Origin of the sequence: Polymorphobacter sp. (genome assembly GCF_051860865.1) — a bacterium.
In the GTDB taxonomy this organism is placed as follows: Bacteria; Pseudomonadota; Alphaproteobacteria; order Sphingomonadales; family Sphingomonadaceae; genus Sandarakinorhabdus.
Genome location: NZ_JBIMKZ010000005.1, coordinates 52,954 through 67,880 on the forward strand (window position 1 = coordinate 52,954; position 14,927 = coordinate 67,880).

The window sequence follows — 14,927 nt, forward strand, 5'->3', positions numbered from 1 at the left end:
CCTGCTGGCGTGCGCGATGGCTGCCCTGCCGGCGGCCGCCGCCAGCCAGACCATGGGGTCCGCAGCGGTTACAGATCCCCTTCCGCCAGCGGCGGGTGGCGACGTGTCGCTGCCCCGTGACGGCGGCGATGTCATCGCGCCCGGCGACATCATCGAGTTCGGCGCCGACCAGATGGAGGTCGATGAAAGTGGCGATGTCGTCACCGCCTCGGGCAATGTCGAGCTGCGCCGGGACGCCTGGCGGCTGACCGCCGACCGTATCGACTATAACCGCACCACCGGCGCCGTGCTGGCGCGCGGCAATGTCATCAGCATCGATCCCGAAGGCAACCAGGTGTTTGCCGACGAGATCACTCTCACCGATTCGCTGAAGGACGGCGCCGTCGACAACATGCTGCTGGTGCTCAACGACGGCGGCCGGCTGGCGGCGCAGGGCGCCAGCCGGCAGGACCGGCTGATCACGCTGCGCCGCGCCGTCTACAGCCCCTGCGCCGTCGTCGATTCGGAGGGCTGCCCGCAGGAGCCGGTGTGGCGTGTTCGCGCTGCCAGTATCCGCTACGACCGCGACCGTCACCGGCTCAGCTACAAGAAGGCGCGGCTGGAGATGTTCGGCATCCCGATCCTCTACCTGCCAAGCTTCTCGCATCCCGACGGCGAGGCGGAGCGGGTATCCGGCCTGCTGATCCCCGAGATCAAGATCCAGCGCCAGCTCGGCATCGGGCTTGGATTGCCCTTCCATGTCGCCCAGGCGCCGGACCGGGATTTCACCGTCACCCCCTGGTTTTATACCGAGGCGGCGCCGGCGCTGCAGCTGCAGGCACGCCGCCTGTTCGACGGTGGCCCGATCCAGGCCGATGCCTTCATGACCTACGCCCGGCGGATAGACTTCGCCGCTGACAATGTCACCGAGCTCGATCGCGGCAACCGCTTTCGTGGTTATCTCGGCGTCAAGGGCCGGTTCCAGCATTCATCGACCTGGCGGTCGACCTTCTCGGTGCGGCTGACCACCGACGACACCTTCAACCGCCGCTATGACCTCGACTTCGACGATACGCTGCGCAGCACCTATGCACTGGAGCGCGTCACGACGGACAGCTATCTGTCGATCTCCGCCTGGGCCTTCCAGGGGCTGCGCGCCACCGACACCTTCGGCGAATCGCCGTTCGTGCTGCCGATCGTCGATTATGACTGGCGACCGGTCGACACGATCCTCGGCGGGCGTCTCCAGGTCGCCGCCAATTCGATGAACCTCGTGCGCAGCGACGGGCAGAATGTTCAGCGCGCACTGGCGTTCGGGCGCTGGGAGCGCAGCGTCTACACGCCGCTCGGCCAGCGGCTGACAGCCACTGCGCTTCTGCGCGGCGACCTGTACAACGTCGGCCGGCCGGACCGGGCGACATTGCCAGAATATGCCGGCGACCGTGGCTTCGGTGCCCGCGCCATCCCGGTGGCGGCGCTCGAAATGGAATGGCCGTTTGCCGGCGCCGCGCTGGGCGGCACGCAGACGCTTTCCCCGCGCGTCCAGCTGGTGATCACACCGGAGAGCAGCAATGACGGCTTTCCCAATGAAGACAGCCGCGCCATCGAGCTGGAGGACATAAGCCTTTTCGAGCTCAATCGCTTTCCTGGTCAGGATCGGTTCGAGGGCGGATCGCGCGTCACTTATGGCGTCGCCTATACGCTCGACCGGCCGGGGCTGGCGCTGCGCTCCGAGATCGGCCAGTCATGGAGCTTCGGCGCCAACCGCGCCGACCGGCTGGTCGAATTTCCAGCCGGAACGGGTCTTGAGGACCGGCTTTCGGATTTCGTCGGCCGCACCAATGTCAAGGTCGGCGGGCTGGTCGAGGTCACCCACCGGTTCCGCGTCGACCGCAACAGCTTCGCCATCCGGCGCAACGAGATCGATCTGTCGCTCGGCAACCAGCGGACCTATGCGACCGTCGGATACCTCAAGCTTAATCGCAATATCGGGCTGGAAGACCTTGAGGACAGGACCGAACTTCGAGCAGGCGGGCGGCTGGCCTTTGCCCGCTTCTGGTCAGTGTTCGGCTCGGCAATCGCCGATCTGACCACGCGCCGGGACAATCCGAACGCGGTCGGCAACGGCTTCCGCTTCGTGCGCCACAGGATCGGTGCGGAATATGAGGATGAATGTTTCCGCTTCGGCATCTCCTGGCGCCGCGACCTGATCTCCGATCGTGATTTTCGGGCCGGCAGCACCTTCCAGCTCACCTTGTCGTTCAAGACCTTGGGCCGCTGATTTCACGCGGCGTTCAGCACATGTTGCGTAACCGAAACTTTGCCGTGGGCACGCGCATACGCTAGAGAAGCCCCGTCAAGCCACAGGAACCAAGGCCACATGCCCAACGCTCGCACCGTTTCCCGACTCCGCCTGCCGCTTGTCGCGCTGTTCATGGCCGGCTTGCCGCTGTCCGGCGCCGGCCAGGCCCAGGTCGGCAACAATATCGATTTCGGCGATGTGCAGGAGTTGCGCGTGCTCGCGCAGACCGATCCGACGCTGCGCAAGGCCCAGGCCATCGTCAATGGCGACGTCATCACCGATACCGACATCGACCAGCGATTTGCGCTTGTGGTCGCTGCCAATGGCGGCAAGGTCGCCGAGGAAGAGCGCAGCCGCCTGCGTCTTCAGGTGCTGCGCAACCTGATCGACGAGAAGCTGCAGATCCAGGAAGCCGCGGCCAACGACATCAATATCTCGGAGGCCGAAGTCACCGCTGCCTACAACCGGGTGGCGCAGAATTTCCGCCGCTCGCCGGCCGCCTTCGAGGATTATCTGAAGCAGAGCGGCTCCTCGCCGATTTCGATCAAGGCGCAGATCCGGGGCGAGCTGGCCTGGAGCCGGGTGCTGCGCCGCAAGGTCGAGCCGATGGTCAATGTCGGGGACGACGAGGTTCAAGTGCTGATCGACAAGCTTAATGCCGCCAAGGGCAAGGACGAATTTCATGTCGGCGAGATCTTCCTGACCTCGACCCCGGAGACCGAGGCCGCTGTTCGCGCCGACGCCCAGCGCATTGTCGACCAGGTCCGCGCCGGCGCCTCCTTCGTCGCCTACGCCCGCCAGTTCTCGGAAGCCTCCAGCGCGGCGGTCGGCGGCGATCTCGGCTGGATTCGCGCGGAACAGCTGAACGACGCCGTCGCCCCGGTCGTCACCACTTTGGTGCCCGGCAACCCTGCGACGGCGATTTCCGACCCCATCACCGTTCCCGGCGGCGTTGCGGTGATGGCGCTGATCGAGAAGCGGCAGGTGCTGGCCGCCGATCCCAAGGAAGCGGTGCTGTCGCTGAAGCAGCTGTCACTGCCCCTGCCCAAGGACATCACCGAGGAGAAGGCGCGCGGGCTCGTCGCCGAGTTCCAGACCGCCACCCAGGCAATGGGCGGCTGCGGCCGGGCCGACGAGGTCGCCGCGCGCCTCGGTGCCGATATGGCAACCAACGACTCGATCAAGCTGAAGGACCTGCCCGAGGCGCTCCAGCAGATCATGGCCGACCTGTCGATCGGCCAGGCGACGCCGCCGTTCGGCAGTCTCGCCGAGGGCCTGCGCGTGCTCGTGCTGTGCGGCCGCGACGACAGCATGCTGCAGGCCAAGACGCCGAATTTCGACGAAATCTACGCCCAGCTGAACGACGAGCGGGTCAATATGCGGGCGCGCCGCTACCTGCGTGATCTTCGCCGCGATGCCATCGTCGATTATCGGTGATGACAGGCCCGGCGCCGCTCGCCGTTTCGCTAGGCGACCCTGCCGGCATCGGCCCTGAGGTATTGGCCCGCGCCTGGGCCCGGCGCGAGGCCGAGCAGTTGCCGCCGTTTTACGCTATCGGTGACCGCCGGGCGCTCGCCGCGGTCTGGGACGGGCCGATCGAGACGCTGGAGGACCCGACCCAGGCGCTCGCCGCCTTCCCGCATGCGCTGCCGCTGGTCCAGGTCGACGATCCCGGCGACATCATGCCCGGCCAGCCCAACCTCGCCGGCGCCCGCTGCGCGCTGGACAGCCTTGAGCTGGGCGTCGGTCTCGCGCGCGGCGGGATGGCCTCGGGCCTTGTCACCGGGCCGGTCAGCAAGGCGCAGCTGTATCAGATCGGCTTCAACTATCCGGGCCAGACCGAGTTTGTCGCCGAACGCTGCGGGGTTTCCGCCGTCCGCGCCGTGATGATGCTCGCCGGGCCCAGCCTGCGGACCGTGCCACTGACTGTGCATGTGCCGCTGGCCGATGTGCCGCGCCACATTACCCGCGAGCTGATTATCACCCGCGCCCGCATTGTCGCACGGGCGCTGGTTCGGGATTTCGGTATCGCCCGGCCGCGGCTGGCGGTCGCCGGCCTCAATCCGCATGCCGGCGAAAAGGCGACGCTGGGCCGCGAGGAGGCAGAGATCATCGCTCCAGCGATCGCCGAGTTGATCGCCGAGGGTCTCGACATCATCGGGCCGCTCGCCGCCGACACCATGTTCCACCCGCCGGCTCGCGCCCAATATGACGCAGCGTTGTGCATGTACCACGACCAGGCGCTGATCCCGTTGAAAACCCTGCATTTCGATGACGGCGTCAACACCACGCTCGGCTTGCCGATCGTCCGCACCTCGCCGGACCATGGCACCGCCTTCAATATCGCCGGCACAGGCACCGCCACGCCGATGGCGATGGTCGCCGCCATCCGGCTCGCCGGGCAATGCGCCGCCCGCCGCCTGGCCATGCCGGGCCAGGCCGCCGCCTGAGCATGGGACGTTGAGCCTCGATACGCTGCCGCCACTGCGGGATGTCATTGCCGCACATGGCCTTGCCGCGAAGAAGTCGCTCGGCCAGAACTTCCTGCTCGATGCCAATCTTCTCGACCGGATTGCCCGTATTCCCGGGCCGCTGGCGGGCGCCACCGTCTATGAGGTCGGACCCGGCCCCGGCGGGCTGACACGGGCGCTGCTCCGCGCCGGCGCCCGCGTCATCGCCGTCGAGCGCGACGACCGCGCCATCCCGGCACTTGCCGAACTGGCCGATGCCGCCGAACCGGGCCAGCTGACTGTCATCGCCGGGGACGCGCTGGCGCAGGATGCCGCCGGCCTCTGCCCGCCAGGCAGCCACATCGTCGCCAACCTGCCCTATAATATCGGCACCGCGCTGCTCACCCGCTGGCTGGAGACGCCGGCTTGGCCCCCGTTCTGGGCCAGCCTGACACTGATGTTCCAGAAGGAAGTCGCCGAGCGCATCGTTGCGGCCCCAGGCAGCGATGCCTATGGCCGGCTTGCCGTGCTCTGCCAGTGGCGCAGCACGGCGCGGATCGCGTTGCAGGTGTCGCCCAAGGCGTTCGTCCCCGCCCCCAAGGTCTCGTCCGCCGTCGTGCATCTGGTGCCGATGGCGCCGCTGAGCGTCGCAACACCGGCGCGGCTCTCGGCGCTGACGGCCGCCGGCTTCGGGCAGCGGCGCAAAATGCTGCGCGCCAGCCTGCGCGGCATGCCCGGCGCACTGGAAGCGATCGAGGCGCAGGGTATCGCCGCCGAGCAGCGTGCCGAGACCGTGCCGGTCGGCGCCTGGGCGGCGGCAGCGGCCCTGCTCGGTTAGTTCTTGGGCTCGGCTAGTTCTTGGCTTCGGCCGGCTTTGCCGGTGCGGGGGTGGCCTGCGCCGTTGCCGGGCGCGCGGCCGCCGTTGTCAGCGCCGTCTGCAAGCGGGTGGCCGGCGCGCACTCGGTCTTGCAAAGCGCCTTGATGCGAGCGAGATTGACCTGCGCCCGTGCCGTTGCGCCGCGCGCGATCAGCGCCTTGCCCTGGCCCTCGAGCGCCGTCAGGTCGGAGGGGTTAAGCGCCAGCGCCTCGCGATAGAAGCGCACCGCCTTGCCCGGAAGTTCGAGCTTCTCATAGCTCATGGCGATACCGTTGAACGCCGAGACATTTTTCGGGTCGCTGGCCAGCGCCGCCTCGAAGGCATCGATCGCCGCCATTGCATCGCCCTTGGCCAGCGCCGCCCGCCCGCGCTCGGCCATCGCCATGGACGCCGGCTTCAGGACATCGACATTAGCCGCGACAGCGCCCTGCCACGCCAGCATGGTGCCGATCAGGGCTCCGGCCAGTTTCAGTTCCACACGCATCAACATCTCTCCAGTCCCTGCCCCCGCAGATTAACCGATTCGTTCCAGCGTTGCGATGAAGAAACCGTCGCAGCCATGTCGCGCCGGGCTGAGCACCAGCTGGCCGAGCGGCGCCTCGCCGGCCGGAGACTCGAACGGCCGCCGCTGAAACTGCGGCCACTCGCGCAGCAGCGCCGCCACCTGGCCCTCGGCTTCCTCCGGCACCAGCGAGCAGACGACATAGACAAGCCGGCCACCCGGCCGGACCAGATGCGCCGCCAGCCACAGAAGCCGCGCCTGCTCGTACACCAGCCGGGTCAGCCGGTGCGGGCTCAGCCGCCACCGCGATTCCGGGTTGCGCCGCCAGGTGCCGCTGCCCGAGCAGGGCGCGTCGACGATCACCCGATCTGCAACGCCGACAAGGTCTTGCAAGGCCTCGGTCTCGCGATTGCCATCGAGCAGCCGCCGCTCGACGATCGACACCCCGGCCCGCGCCAGCCGTGGCTCCATCGCCGAAAGCCGGCCGCGATCGCTGTCGGTGGCGATGATCCGCCCGCGATTGTCCATCGCCGCCGCCAGTGCCAGCGTCTTGCCGCCGGCCCCGGCGCAAAGGTCGATCACCGTCTGGCCGGGCTGGGCATCGACGATGGCGGCGGCCAGCTGAGAGCCGGCGTCCTGCACCTCGACCAGCCCCTGCTCGAACGCCGGCATCGCATCGACGGCGGTGCCGGACGGCAGCCGCAGCGCCGTGTCGGGCCAAGGCAGCGCTTCTGCCTCTGGCAGGCTTGCGATCACGTCGGCGCGGCTGGCCTTCAATATGTTGACCCGCAGGTCGAGCGGCGCGCGGCCCAGCAGCCCGGCCAGCTCCGCATCGATGTCAGCGCCGAAGCGGCCGCGGAGCCGCGTCACCAGCCAGGCCGGCGCCAGCCCGGGCGCGGCTTCGGGCTCATCGGGTTCGATCCCCGCCGGCGCATGGCCGCCGCTGCCGAACAGCGCCAGCATCTCCGGCTCCTCGGCACGCAGATAGCCGATCAGCGCCGCCCGCCCACTCGCCGGCAGTTCGCCAAGGCTGCGGATGGCGCCGAACACCAGCGCCCGCACGCCGCGCCGATCACCGCCGCCGGCATAGCGCCGCGTTGAAAAATAGCGCTGGACGATGGTATCGGCCGCCGCCCCGCCTTCGCGCGCCGCATCGATCACCAGGTCGAGAATCTCGATCGCCGCCTGGGCGCGGGCCGCCGGTGTCATCGGGGGAACGTCATCAGATCGAAGTCGGGTAGTTGGGCGCTTCCCGGGTAATGGTCACGTCATGGACATGACTCTCGCGCAGCCCGGCGTTGGTGATGCGGATGAATTCCGCCCGCTCGCGGAAATCCGCCAGCGTCGCCGAGCCGGTATAACCCATCGCCGCCTTCACGCCGCCGACAAGCTGGTGGAGCACGGCAGTGGCCGGTCCCTTGTAGGGTACCTGGCCCTCGATGCCCTCGGGCACCAGCTTCAGATGGTCCTTGATGTCCTGCTGGAAATAGCGATCGGCCGAGCCGCGTGCCATCGCCGCCACCGAGCCCATGCCGCGATAGCTCTTGTAAGTCCGCCCCTGCCACAGGAAGGTTTCGCCCGGCGCCTCCTCAGTGCCGGCCAGCAGGCTGCCGACCATCACCGCGGCAGCGCCCGCCGCCAGCGCCTTCGCCATGTCGCCCGAGGTCCGCAGCCCGCCATCGGCGATGACCGGAATGCCGAGCTTCGCCGCCGCTTCCGCCGTGTCCATCACCGCGGTCAGCTGGGGCACGCCGACGCCGGCAACGACGCGTGTCGTGCATATCGACCCCGGGCCGATCCCGACCTTGATCGCATCGGCCCCGGCATCGATTAGCGCCCGCGCCGCCTCCGCCGTCGCCACATTGCCGGCCATCACCTGTGCCGAGTTGGAGAGCTTTTTGATCCGCGCCACCGCGTCCGAGACACCCTTGGAATGGCCATGGGCGGTGTCGACAACGATCAGGTCGCACTCTGCATCGAGCAGTGCCTCGGTGCGCTCGAAGCCCATGTCGCCCACCGTCGTCGCGGCGGCGACCCGCAGCCGGCCCGCGGCGTCCTTGGTGGCATTGGGATAGGTGACGGCGCGCTCGATGTCCTTGACCGTGATCAGCCCGATGCAGCGGCCATCGTCATCGACGACCAGCAACTTCTCGATGCGCCGGGCGTGAAGCAGCCGTCTCGCCTCGGCCTGATCGATGCCGAGCTTGACCGTCACCAGCCCCTCATGGGTCATCAGCTCCGCGATCGGCTGGTCCGGGTTCTCGGCGAAGCGCATGTCGCGGTTGGTCATGATGCCGACGAGACGCCCGCTCTTGTCGACCACCGGGAAGCCCGAGATCCGGTGCCGCGCCATAAGTGCCCGGGCGTCGCCGAGCGTCTGGTCCGGCGTCATCGTCACCGGGTTGACGACCATCCCGCTCTCGAACCGCTTGACCTGACGCACCGCCTCGACCTGCTCCTCGACCGACAAGTTGCGGTGGAGCGTGCCGATGCCGCCGGCCTGGGCCATGACGATCGCCATGTCGGCCTCGGTCACCGTGTCCATCGCCGAGGACATGATGGGGATGGTCAGGCCGATGCCCTTGGTCAGCCGCGTCGAGGTGTCCGCCATGCTCGGCAGGACGACGGAAGCGGCCGGGACCAGCAACACGTCATCGAAGGTCAGACCAAGGCGGATGTCCATCATGCTGTCTCATGCAAAAACCACGGGCAGGGTGTCTTAGGTTGCACACCCCGAAATGGAAAGGGGCCGAAACGGAAAGGGGGACGGCGAGCGATTGCCCACCGTCCCCCTTCCAGAGATCGGATCGAACGGCGATCAGGCGCCGATGAAGGCCATCCACAGCGAGGCCAGCGCCTCGCGGGGGCCGCCCTTGACCGCCTTGAAGGCTTCGGCCGCAGCGGCCTTATCCCCGGCCATCGCCAACGCGGCACCAAGACGCAGATTGGCCATTGGCTGGTCAACATTCGCCGCGCCCACCGCCTGACGATAAAGTTCGGCCGCCTTGGTGTAGTTGGCATAGCCATAATAGGCGTCACCGGTCGCCAACGCGAGGCGGGCATTGCCCTTGATCTCGCGCTCGAGGCCGGGCAGCGCCGCCTTATCGGCCGCCGCCTTACCGTCGGCCGTGGTCTTCAGTTCCTTGATCAGCGGCTTGCTGGGATCGATCATGTTGGCGGCGATGCCGGCGTCGACGGCCATCTTGGCTTCGCCCGGGAAGCCGCGGCCGAGCGCGGTATCGGCATATTCGACAAAGTCCCGCTCGCCGGAGAGCGACTTGCTGGCGGCCTGGAAACGCAGGAAGTCGAGCGTCGCCTGGTCGTCGAGCTTGTAGGCGTCACGGGCGATGACCGAGGCATCCCGCCAGTTGACCGGCGTTGGATAGGCCTTCACCAGCGCTACGGCCGACGGCACCACAGCATCGGCGAGCTTGGCGTCATAGGCCACGGCGAGGCGGCGCTTCAGCCAGGTTTCGGGCACCGGCTGGCCGGTCGCCGCCTTGGCATCGATGGCGCGGCCGAGCATCTGCACGGCCTCGGTATTGAGCTTCTGCGAAATGAAGATCTCGGACAGGCCGATCATCGTATCCGGATCGTTCGGCTGGATTTCCAGTAGCTTCTGATAGGCATTGGTGGCCTTGGTGTAATCCTTCTTGGCCAGCGCGACCGAACCGATCGTCTGCCAGAACTTCGGCGCGTCAGCCTCGGAAACCTTGCCCGTCGCCAGCATCTTCTCGAGCGAGCTGGCAATAAGGTCGTTGTTCTTGGTGGTAATGCCGGAATTTAGGGTCAGCGCGTTGACCATGTAGATGTCGTCGACGGTCTGGTTCGGCACGGCTTCCGCCTCGGCGAGCTTGGCGAGCGCGCCGGCGTCATTGCCGGCCTGCTGCAGCTTCTGCGCCTCGGCGAGGATCGGCTGGATCTGCTTGGAAAACTTCATCGGCGCGGCCTTGGCCTGCTTCTGCGCAAAAGCCGGCGGCGCGGCGACCATGCCGCCTGCAAGCGCAGCTGCGACCACCAGTCTCGAGATCATCCCCAGTTTCATCTGTATCCTCCCAAAAATCCGCGTCGCCACTCGGCAACATGAAAGTCTCAATAGCGCCAAGCCGTGGCGTGTCCAATATCCTGTCTGGCCCCAACTGCGTGAACAGCATTTGAACCATCGCGGCTTGGCGGCTATCCATCGCATAACCACCTGCCCCTCCTGTCCGGGATCGCCAATGCTCGTTCTCCTATCTCCAGCCAAGTCGCTGGACATGGCTTCGGCCGTGCCCGATCTGGCTTTCACCCAGCCGCAGTTTCTCGACAAGGCGAGCAAGCTGGCGCGCGCTGCCGCGAAGCTGCGCAGCGCCGATCTGCAGGCGCTGATGCACATATCGGAGCCGCTGGCGGCGCTCAACGAAGCGCGGTTCAAGTCCTTCCAGACCCCGTTCACCCCCGACAACGCCCGGCCGGCGCTGTTTACCTTCGCCGGCGATGTCTATACCGGCCTCGATGCCGCCAGCCTCGACAGCGAGGGCATCGCCTTTGCCCAGGACCATATCCGCATCCTGTCGGGGCTGTATGGCCTGCTGCGCCCGCTCGACCTGATGCAGCCCTATCGGCTGGAGATGGGCACCCGCTTCGGCATCGGGAAGGCGACCACGCTCTATGAGGTCTGGCAACGCAAGATCGCCCCGGCGCTGGCGGCCGAGCTTGCCGACGAGCCCGATCCGCTGGTCATCAATCTGGCCAGCGAGGAATATTTCAAATCGGTTGACCTGATGAAGCTTCCGGCCCGGCTGCTGACCATTGACTTCCGGGACCGCAAGGCCGGCAAGCTGCGCTTCAACAGTTTTGTCGCCAAGAAGGCGCGCGGCGCCGCGGCGCGGGCGGTGATCGACGCCCGGCTGGAAGCGCCAGAGCCGCTCAGGACACAGTCCATCCTCGGCCACCGCTTCGACGCCGACGCCTCGACAGCGGATCGCTGGATGTTCATCCGCGCCGTCGACTGACATATAAAAACGGGCCGGCGCTGGGCCGACCCGTTTTCATTCCTTGCCTCGAAGGGCGAAAGAACGGCCTTACTGGGCCTGAACGTCGTCAGCCGCTTCTTCGACAGCGGCCGCACCGTCGTTGACGGCTTCTTCGCCAGCGGCCATCGCATCGGCAGCGCCGGCAGCGGCGGCATCGCCGGTCTGCTCGGCGGCATCGCCCATGGCTTCGCCGGCGGCTTCCATCGACTCGCCGGCTGCTTCCATGCTGGCACCAGCATCGGCGGCCGGCGTTTCAGCGGCCTTTTCGCCACAAGCGGCCAGCAGGCCAAAGCTGGCAACAGCGGCCAGAGTCACAAAAGTGCGCATAAAAATCATCTCCCAAAATCTCAGCGAGCGCAGAAATTCCCCCGCGGCTGACTCCATACAGTCAAACCGCGCGCTTGCGAAGCCTCAGGCATCGGTCAGACTGGCACAGCCAATCTGAACGCCGCCTTTCCGGCACCGTTCATCTCTCACTCGATCACATCATTATCGGCCAGCGGTGCACCCTCGCCGTCATCGGCCGGAATCAGGGCCGCGGACACCACCTGCTCATCAGCCGCGACATCGAAAAGCGTCACGCCGAGCGTCGAGCGGCCCTTGATGCCGACCTGGCCGACGACCGTGCGAATCAGCTTGGCCTGATCGGTCACCAGCATCAGCTGGTCGCCGTCCCGCGCCGTGAAGCTGGCAACGACATTGCCGTTGCGGTCGCTCTCGCCGATGTTGCGGATGCCCTGGCCGCCGCGCCCCGACTGGCGATATTCATAGGCCGAGGACCGCTTGCCGAAGCCCTTGGCAGTGACCGTCAGGATGAATTCCTCGGCCTCGGCAAAGGCCGCCATCCGTGTTTCGGACAGCGCCCGCTCGCCGGGCTCGGGCTTCCAGGGGGCCGCCTTAAGATAGTCCTCGCGCTCCTGCGGGCTCGCCGGGAAGGCCTTGAGGATCGACATCGAGATCACCTCATCGCCCGGCACCAGCGTCATCCCACGCACCCCGGTCGAGGTGCGGGACACGAACTCGCGGACATCGGTGACGGCAAAACGGATCGCCTTGCCGCTGCGCGCCGCCAGAAACACATCATCGGCCTCATCGCAGAGTTTGACAGCGATCAGCCGGTCGACGCTCTCCTGCTCGAAGCGGATCGCCAGCTTGCCCGCCGCCGGCACATTGGTGAAGGCGTCCATGGCATTGCGGCGGACGCTGCCGCAGGCGGTGGCGAACATCACGTGCAGCCGGCTCCATTCGGCCTCGTCCTCGGGCAGCGCCAGCACGGTGGTAATCTTCTCGTCGGGCGCCAGCGGCAGCATATTGGCCAGCGGCCGGCCGCGTGCCTGCGGGCTACCCTGCGGCAGCTTCCAGACCTTCTGGCGATAGACCTTGCCGGCCGAGGAGAAGAACAGCACCGGATTGTGCGTCGAGGTGACGAACAGCGTCGTCACCACATCCTCGTCTTTGGTCGCCATGCCCGAACGGCCCTTGCCGCCGCGCCGCTGCGCCCGATAGTCGGACAAAGGCACGCGCTTGATCCAGCCGTCCATGGTTACGGTGACGACCATGTCCTCGCGGTCGATCAGGTCCTCGTCGTCGATGTCGTCACCGCTGCTGGTGATCTCCGAGCGCCGCTTCATCTGGAACTGCTCGGCCACGACGCGCAATTCCTCGCGCATCACCGAATAGAGCCGCGCCCGGTCGCCGAGAATGTCGAGCAGGTCGGCGATGGTCGCCGCCAGCGTCTTCAGCTCGTCGCCGATCTCCTCGCGGCCCAGCGCCGTCAGCTTGGCCAGCCGCAGCTCGAGAATGGCGCGCACCTGGGCATCGGACAGGCGGATGGTCACCGCATCGCCGGCATTGGCATCGGCCTCGACCAGCTCGAGATAGGGCCGGATCTCGGCCGCATCCCAGTCCCGCGCCAGCAGCGCCTCGCGCGCCGCTGCCGGGGTCGGCGAACGGCGGATCGTCGCCACCACTTCGTCGAGGTTGGAGACCGCGATCACCAGCCCGATCAACAGATGCGCCCTGTCACGCGCCTTGGCCAGCTCATGCTTGGACCGGCGGGTGATCACCTCTTCACGGAAGGCGACGAACGCCTTGATGATCTCGATCAGCCCCATCAGCTCGGGGCGTCCACCGCGGATCGCCAGCATGTTGAGGCTGAAGCTCTGCTGGGCCGGCGTGTAGCGCCAGAGCTGGTTGAGCACGACCTCGGGGTTGGCGTCGCGCTTCAGCTCCATGACGATGCGCACGCCCTCGCGGTTGCTCTCGTCGCGCAGGTCCGACACGCCCTCGACGCGCTTGTCCTTGACGGCTTCGGCGATCTTCTCGACCAGCGCATTCTTGCCCTGCTGGAACGGGATCTCGGTCAGCACGAGCGAGCGCTTCTCGCCGCGCCCTTCCTCCAGCACGTGGCGCGAGCGCATCATCAGCCCGCCGCGTCCGGTCAGATAGGCCTGGCGGACGCCATGCGTGCCGAGGATCAGGCCCCCGGTCGGGAAATCCGGCGCCGGGATGTGCTGCATGAGCCCGTCGACATCGATCGCCGGATTGTCGAGATAGGCGACCACGGCATCGATGACTTCGCCGAGGTTGTGCGGCGGGATGTTGGTCGCCATGCCGACCGCGATGCCGCCGGCGCCGTTGACCAGCAGGTTCGGGAAGCGCGCCGGCAGCACCGCCGGCTCTGATTCCGAGCCATCGTAATTGGGAATGAAGTCGACGGTATCCTTGTCGATGTCGGCCAGCAGCGCCTCGGCCGGCTTGGCCAGCCGCGCTTCGGTGTATCGCATGGCCGCTGGCGCATCGGGGTCCATCGAGCCAAAGTTGCCCTGGCCGTCGATCAGTGGCAGCCGCATCGACCAGTCCTGGGTCATCCGCGCCAGGGCGTCATAGATCGCGCTATCGCCGTGCGGGTGATATTTACCCATCACATCGCCGACGATGCGCGCCGATTTGCGATAGGGCTTGCCCTGGACGAAGCCGTTCTCGAAACTGCCCCAGAGGATCCGCCGATGGACCGGCTTCAGCCCGTCCCGCACATCCGGCAGGGCTCGCGCCACGATGACCGACATGGCATAATCGAGGAAACTCGTGCGCATCTCGGCAACGATCGAGATCGGCTGGATGTCCGGCCCGTCACCGGGGGGCAAAACGTCTGATTCCATGGGGATTTTTCAGTCCATTACGAGCAGTGCAACACAGCTGTCACACCTAGCCCGGCAGGCCTGAAAAGACCAGTGAAAAGGGCGGCAAAGGTGTCCCGACAGGGTCGGAAACCCCCTGCCAGGCCTGGACCTTACTCCGCCGCGACGGCCATCCCTGGCACAGCCACAAAGCCCTTGCGCCGGGCAATTCGCGCCTCGATCTCCGGCCGGAAGTGCCGGATCAGCCCCTGGATCGGCCAGGCTGCTGCATCGCCGAGCGCGCAGATGGTATGGCCCTCGATCTCGGTGGTCACATCGAGCAGCATATCGATCTCGTGCGGCTCGGCGTCGCCGGTCTCGAGCCGGGTCATCACCCGCCACATCCAGCCGGTGCCCTCGCGGCAGGGCGTGCACTGGCCGCAGCTCTCATGCTTGTAGAAATAGGACAGGCGCGCGATCGCCCGGACAATGTCGGTCGACTTGTCCATGACAATCACCGCCGCCGTGCCCAGCCCGGACTTCAGCTCGCGGAGGCCATCGAAATCCATCGGCGCCTCGGCGATCTCGTGCGCCGGCACCAGCGGCACCGACGAGCCGCCGGGGATCACCGCCAGCAGATTGTCCCAGCCGCCGCGAATCCCGCCGCAATGCGTCTCGATCAG

General features: G+C 67.1%; 12 protein-coding genes. 5 read left to right on the forward strand and 7 right to left on the reverse strand.

The genetic code is table 11. The annotated features are described in order from the left end of the window. The first annotated feature begins 16 nt into the window (after nt 1–16). From ACTIFJ_RS02015 to rsmA, 4 genes are all read left to right on the forward strand, one after another. Entirely contained in the window at nt 17–2,260 is a 2,244-nt protein-coding gene (locus ACTIFJ_RS02015; protein WP_439532409.1) for an LPS-assembly protein LptD, read from the forward strand. A 99-nt stretch (nt 2,261–2,359) separates the two neighbouring features. Continuing rightward, the gene (locus ACTIFJ_RS02020; protein WP_439532410.1) at nt 2,360–3,718 is read left to right on the forward strand and encodes a peptidylprolyl isomerase; all 1,359 of its coding nucleotides are present in this window, start codon (nt 2,360–2,362) and stop codon (nt 3,716–3,718) included. Further along, nucleotides 3,718–4,731, forward strand: coding sequence for a 4-hydroxythreonine-4-phosphate dehydrogenase PdxA (pdxA, locus tag ACTIFJ_RS02025; RefSeq protein WP_439532411.1), 1,014 nt, complete (start codon nt 3,718–3,720; stop codon nt 4,729–4,731). The genes ACTIFJ_RS02020 and pdxA overlap by 1 nt, the downstream gene beginning before the upstream one ends. Nucleotides 4,732–4,741: 10 nt before the next feature. Beyond that, nucleotides 4,742–5,569 (forward strand): 16S rRNA (adenine(1518)-N(6)/adenine(1519)-N(6))-dimethyltransferase RsmA, encoded by an 828-nt coding sequence (gene rsmA / locus ACTIFJ_RS02030; RefSeq protein WP_439532412.1) that lies wholly within the window; start codon nt 4,742–4,744, stop codon nt 5,567–5,569. A gap of 13 nt (nt 5,570–5,582) precedes the next feature. Here rsmA and ACTIFJ_RS02035 read toward each other — a convergent pair whose 3' ends face one another. The 4 genes from ACTIFJ_RS02035 to ACTIFJ_RS02050 all read right to left on the reverse strand — a co-directional run bounded on the left by ACTIFJ_RS02035 (nt 5,583) and on the right by ACTIFJ_RS02050 (nt 10,155). Beyond that, on the reverse strand, nt 5,583–6,098 hold the full coding sequence (locus ACTIFJ_RS02035) for a tetratricopeptide repeat protein (protein ID WP_439532413.1): 516 nt from the start codon (nt 6,096–6,098) through the stop codon (nt 5,583–5,585). 24 nt (nt 6,099–6,122) lie between these two features. Beyond that, nucleotides 6,123–7,319, reverse strand: a complete 1,197-nt coding sequence (locus tag ACTIFJ_RS02040; protein ID WP_439532414.1) for an RsmB/NOP family class I SAM-dependent RNA methyltransferase — start codon at nt 7,317–7,319, stop codon at nt 6,123–6,125. Nucleotides 7,320–7,332: 13 nt separating this feature from the next. Next, nucleotides 7,333–8,793, reverse strand: coding sequence for an IMP dehydrogenase (gene guaB, locus ACTIFJ_RS02045; RefSeq protein ID WP_439532422.1), 1,461 nt, complete (start codon nt 8,791–8,793; stop codon nt 7,333–7,335). 135 nt (nt 8,794–8,928) lie between these two features. Continuing rightward, nucleotides 8,929–10,155 carry a tetratricopeptide repeat protein gene (locus ACTIFJ_RS02050; RefSeq protein ID WP_439532415.1) on the reverse strand — a complete coding sequence of 409 codons (1,227 nt, stop codon included), beginning with the start codon at nt 10,153–10,155 and terminating at the stop codon, nt 8,929–8,931. A gap of 175 nt (nt 10,156–10,330) precedes the next feature. Here ACTIFJ_RS02050 and yaaA point away from each other — a divergent pair, with 175 nt between their 5' ends. Continuing rightward, nucleotides 10,331–11,104 carry a peroxide stress protein YaaA gene (gene yaaA / locus ACTIFJ_RS02055; protein ID WP_439532416.1) on the forward strand — a complete coding sequence of 258 codons (774 nt, stop codon included), beginning with the start codon at nt 10,331–10,333 and terminating at the stop codon, nt 11,102–11,104. A 69-nt stretch (nt 11,105–11,173) separates the two neighbouring features. Here yaaA and ACTIFJ_RS02060 read toward each other — a convergent pair whose 3' ends face one another. The 3 genes from ACTIFJ_RS02060 to ACTIFJ_RS02070 all read right to left on the reverse strand — a co-directional run. Beyond that, on the reverse strand, nt 11,174–11,452 hold the full coding sequence (locus ACTIFJ_RS02060; protein ID WP_439532417.1) for a hypothetical protein: 279 nt from the start codon (nt 11,450–11,452) through the stop codon (nt 11,174–11,176). Nucleotides 11,453–11,598: 146 nt separating this feature from the next. Next, nucleotides 11,599–14,286, reverse strand: a complete 2,688-nt coding sequence (gene gyrA, locus ACTIFJ_RS02065; RefSeq protein ID WP_439532418.1) for a DNA gyrase subunit A — start codon at nt 14,284–14,286, stop codon at nt 11,599–11,601. A 131-nt stretch (nt 14,287–14,417) separates the two neighbouring features. Then, on the reverse strand, nt 14,418–14,927 hold a 510-nt coding region (locus ACTIFJ_RS02070), incomplete at its 5' end, for an NADH-ubiquinone oxidoreductase-F iron-sulfur binding region domain-containing protein (RefSeq protein ID WP_439532419.1).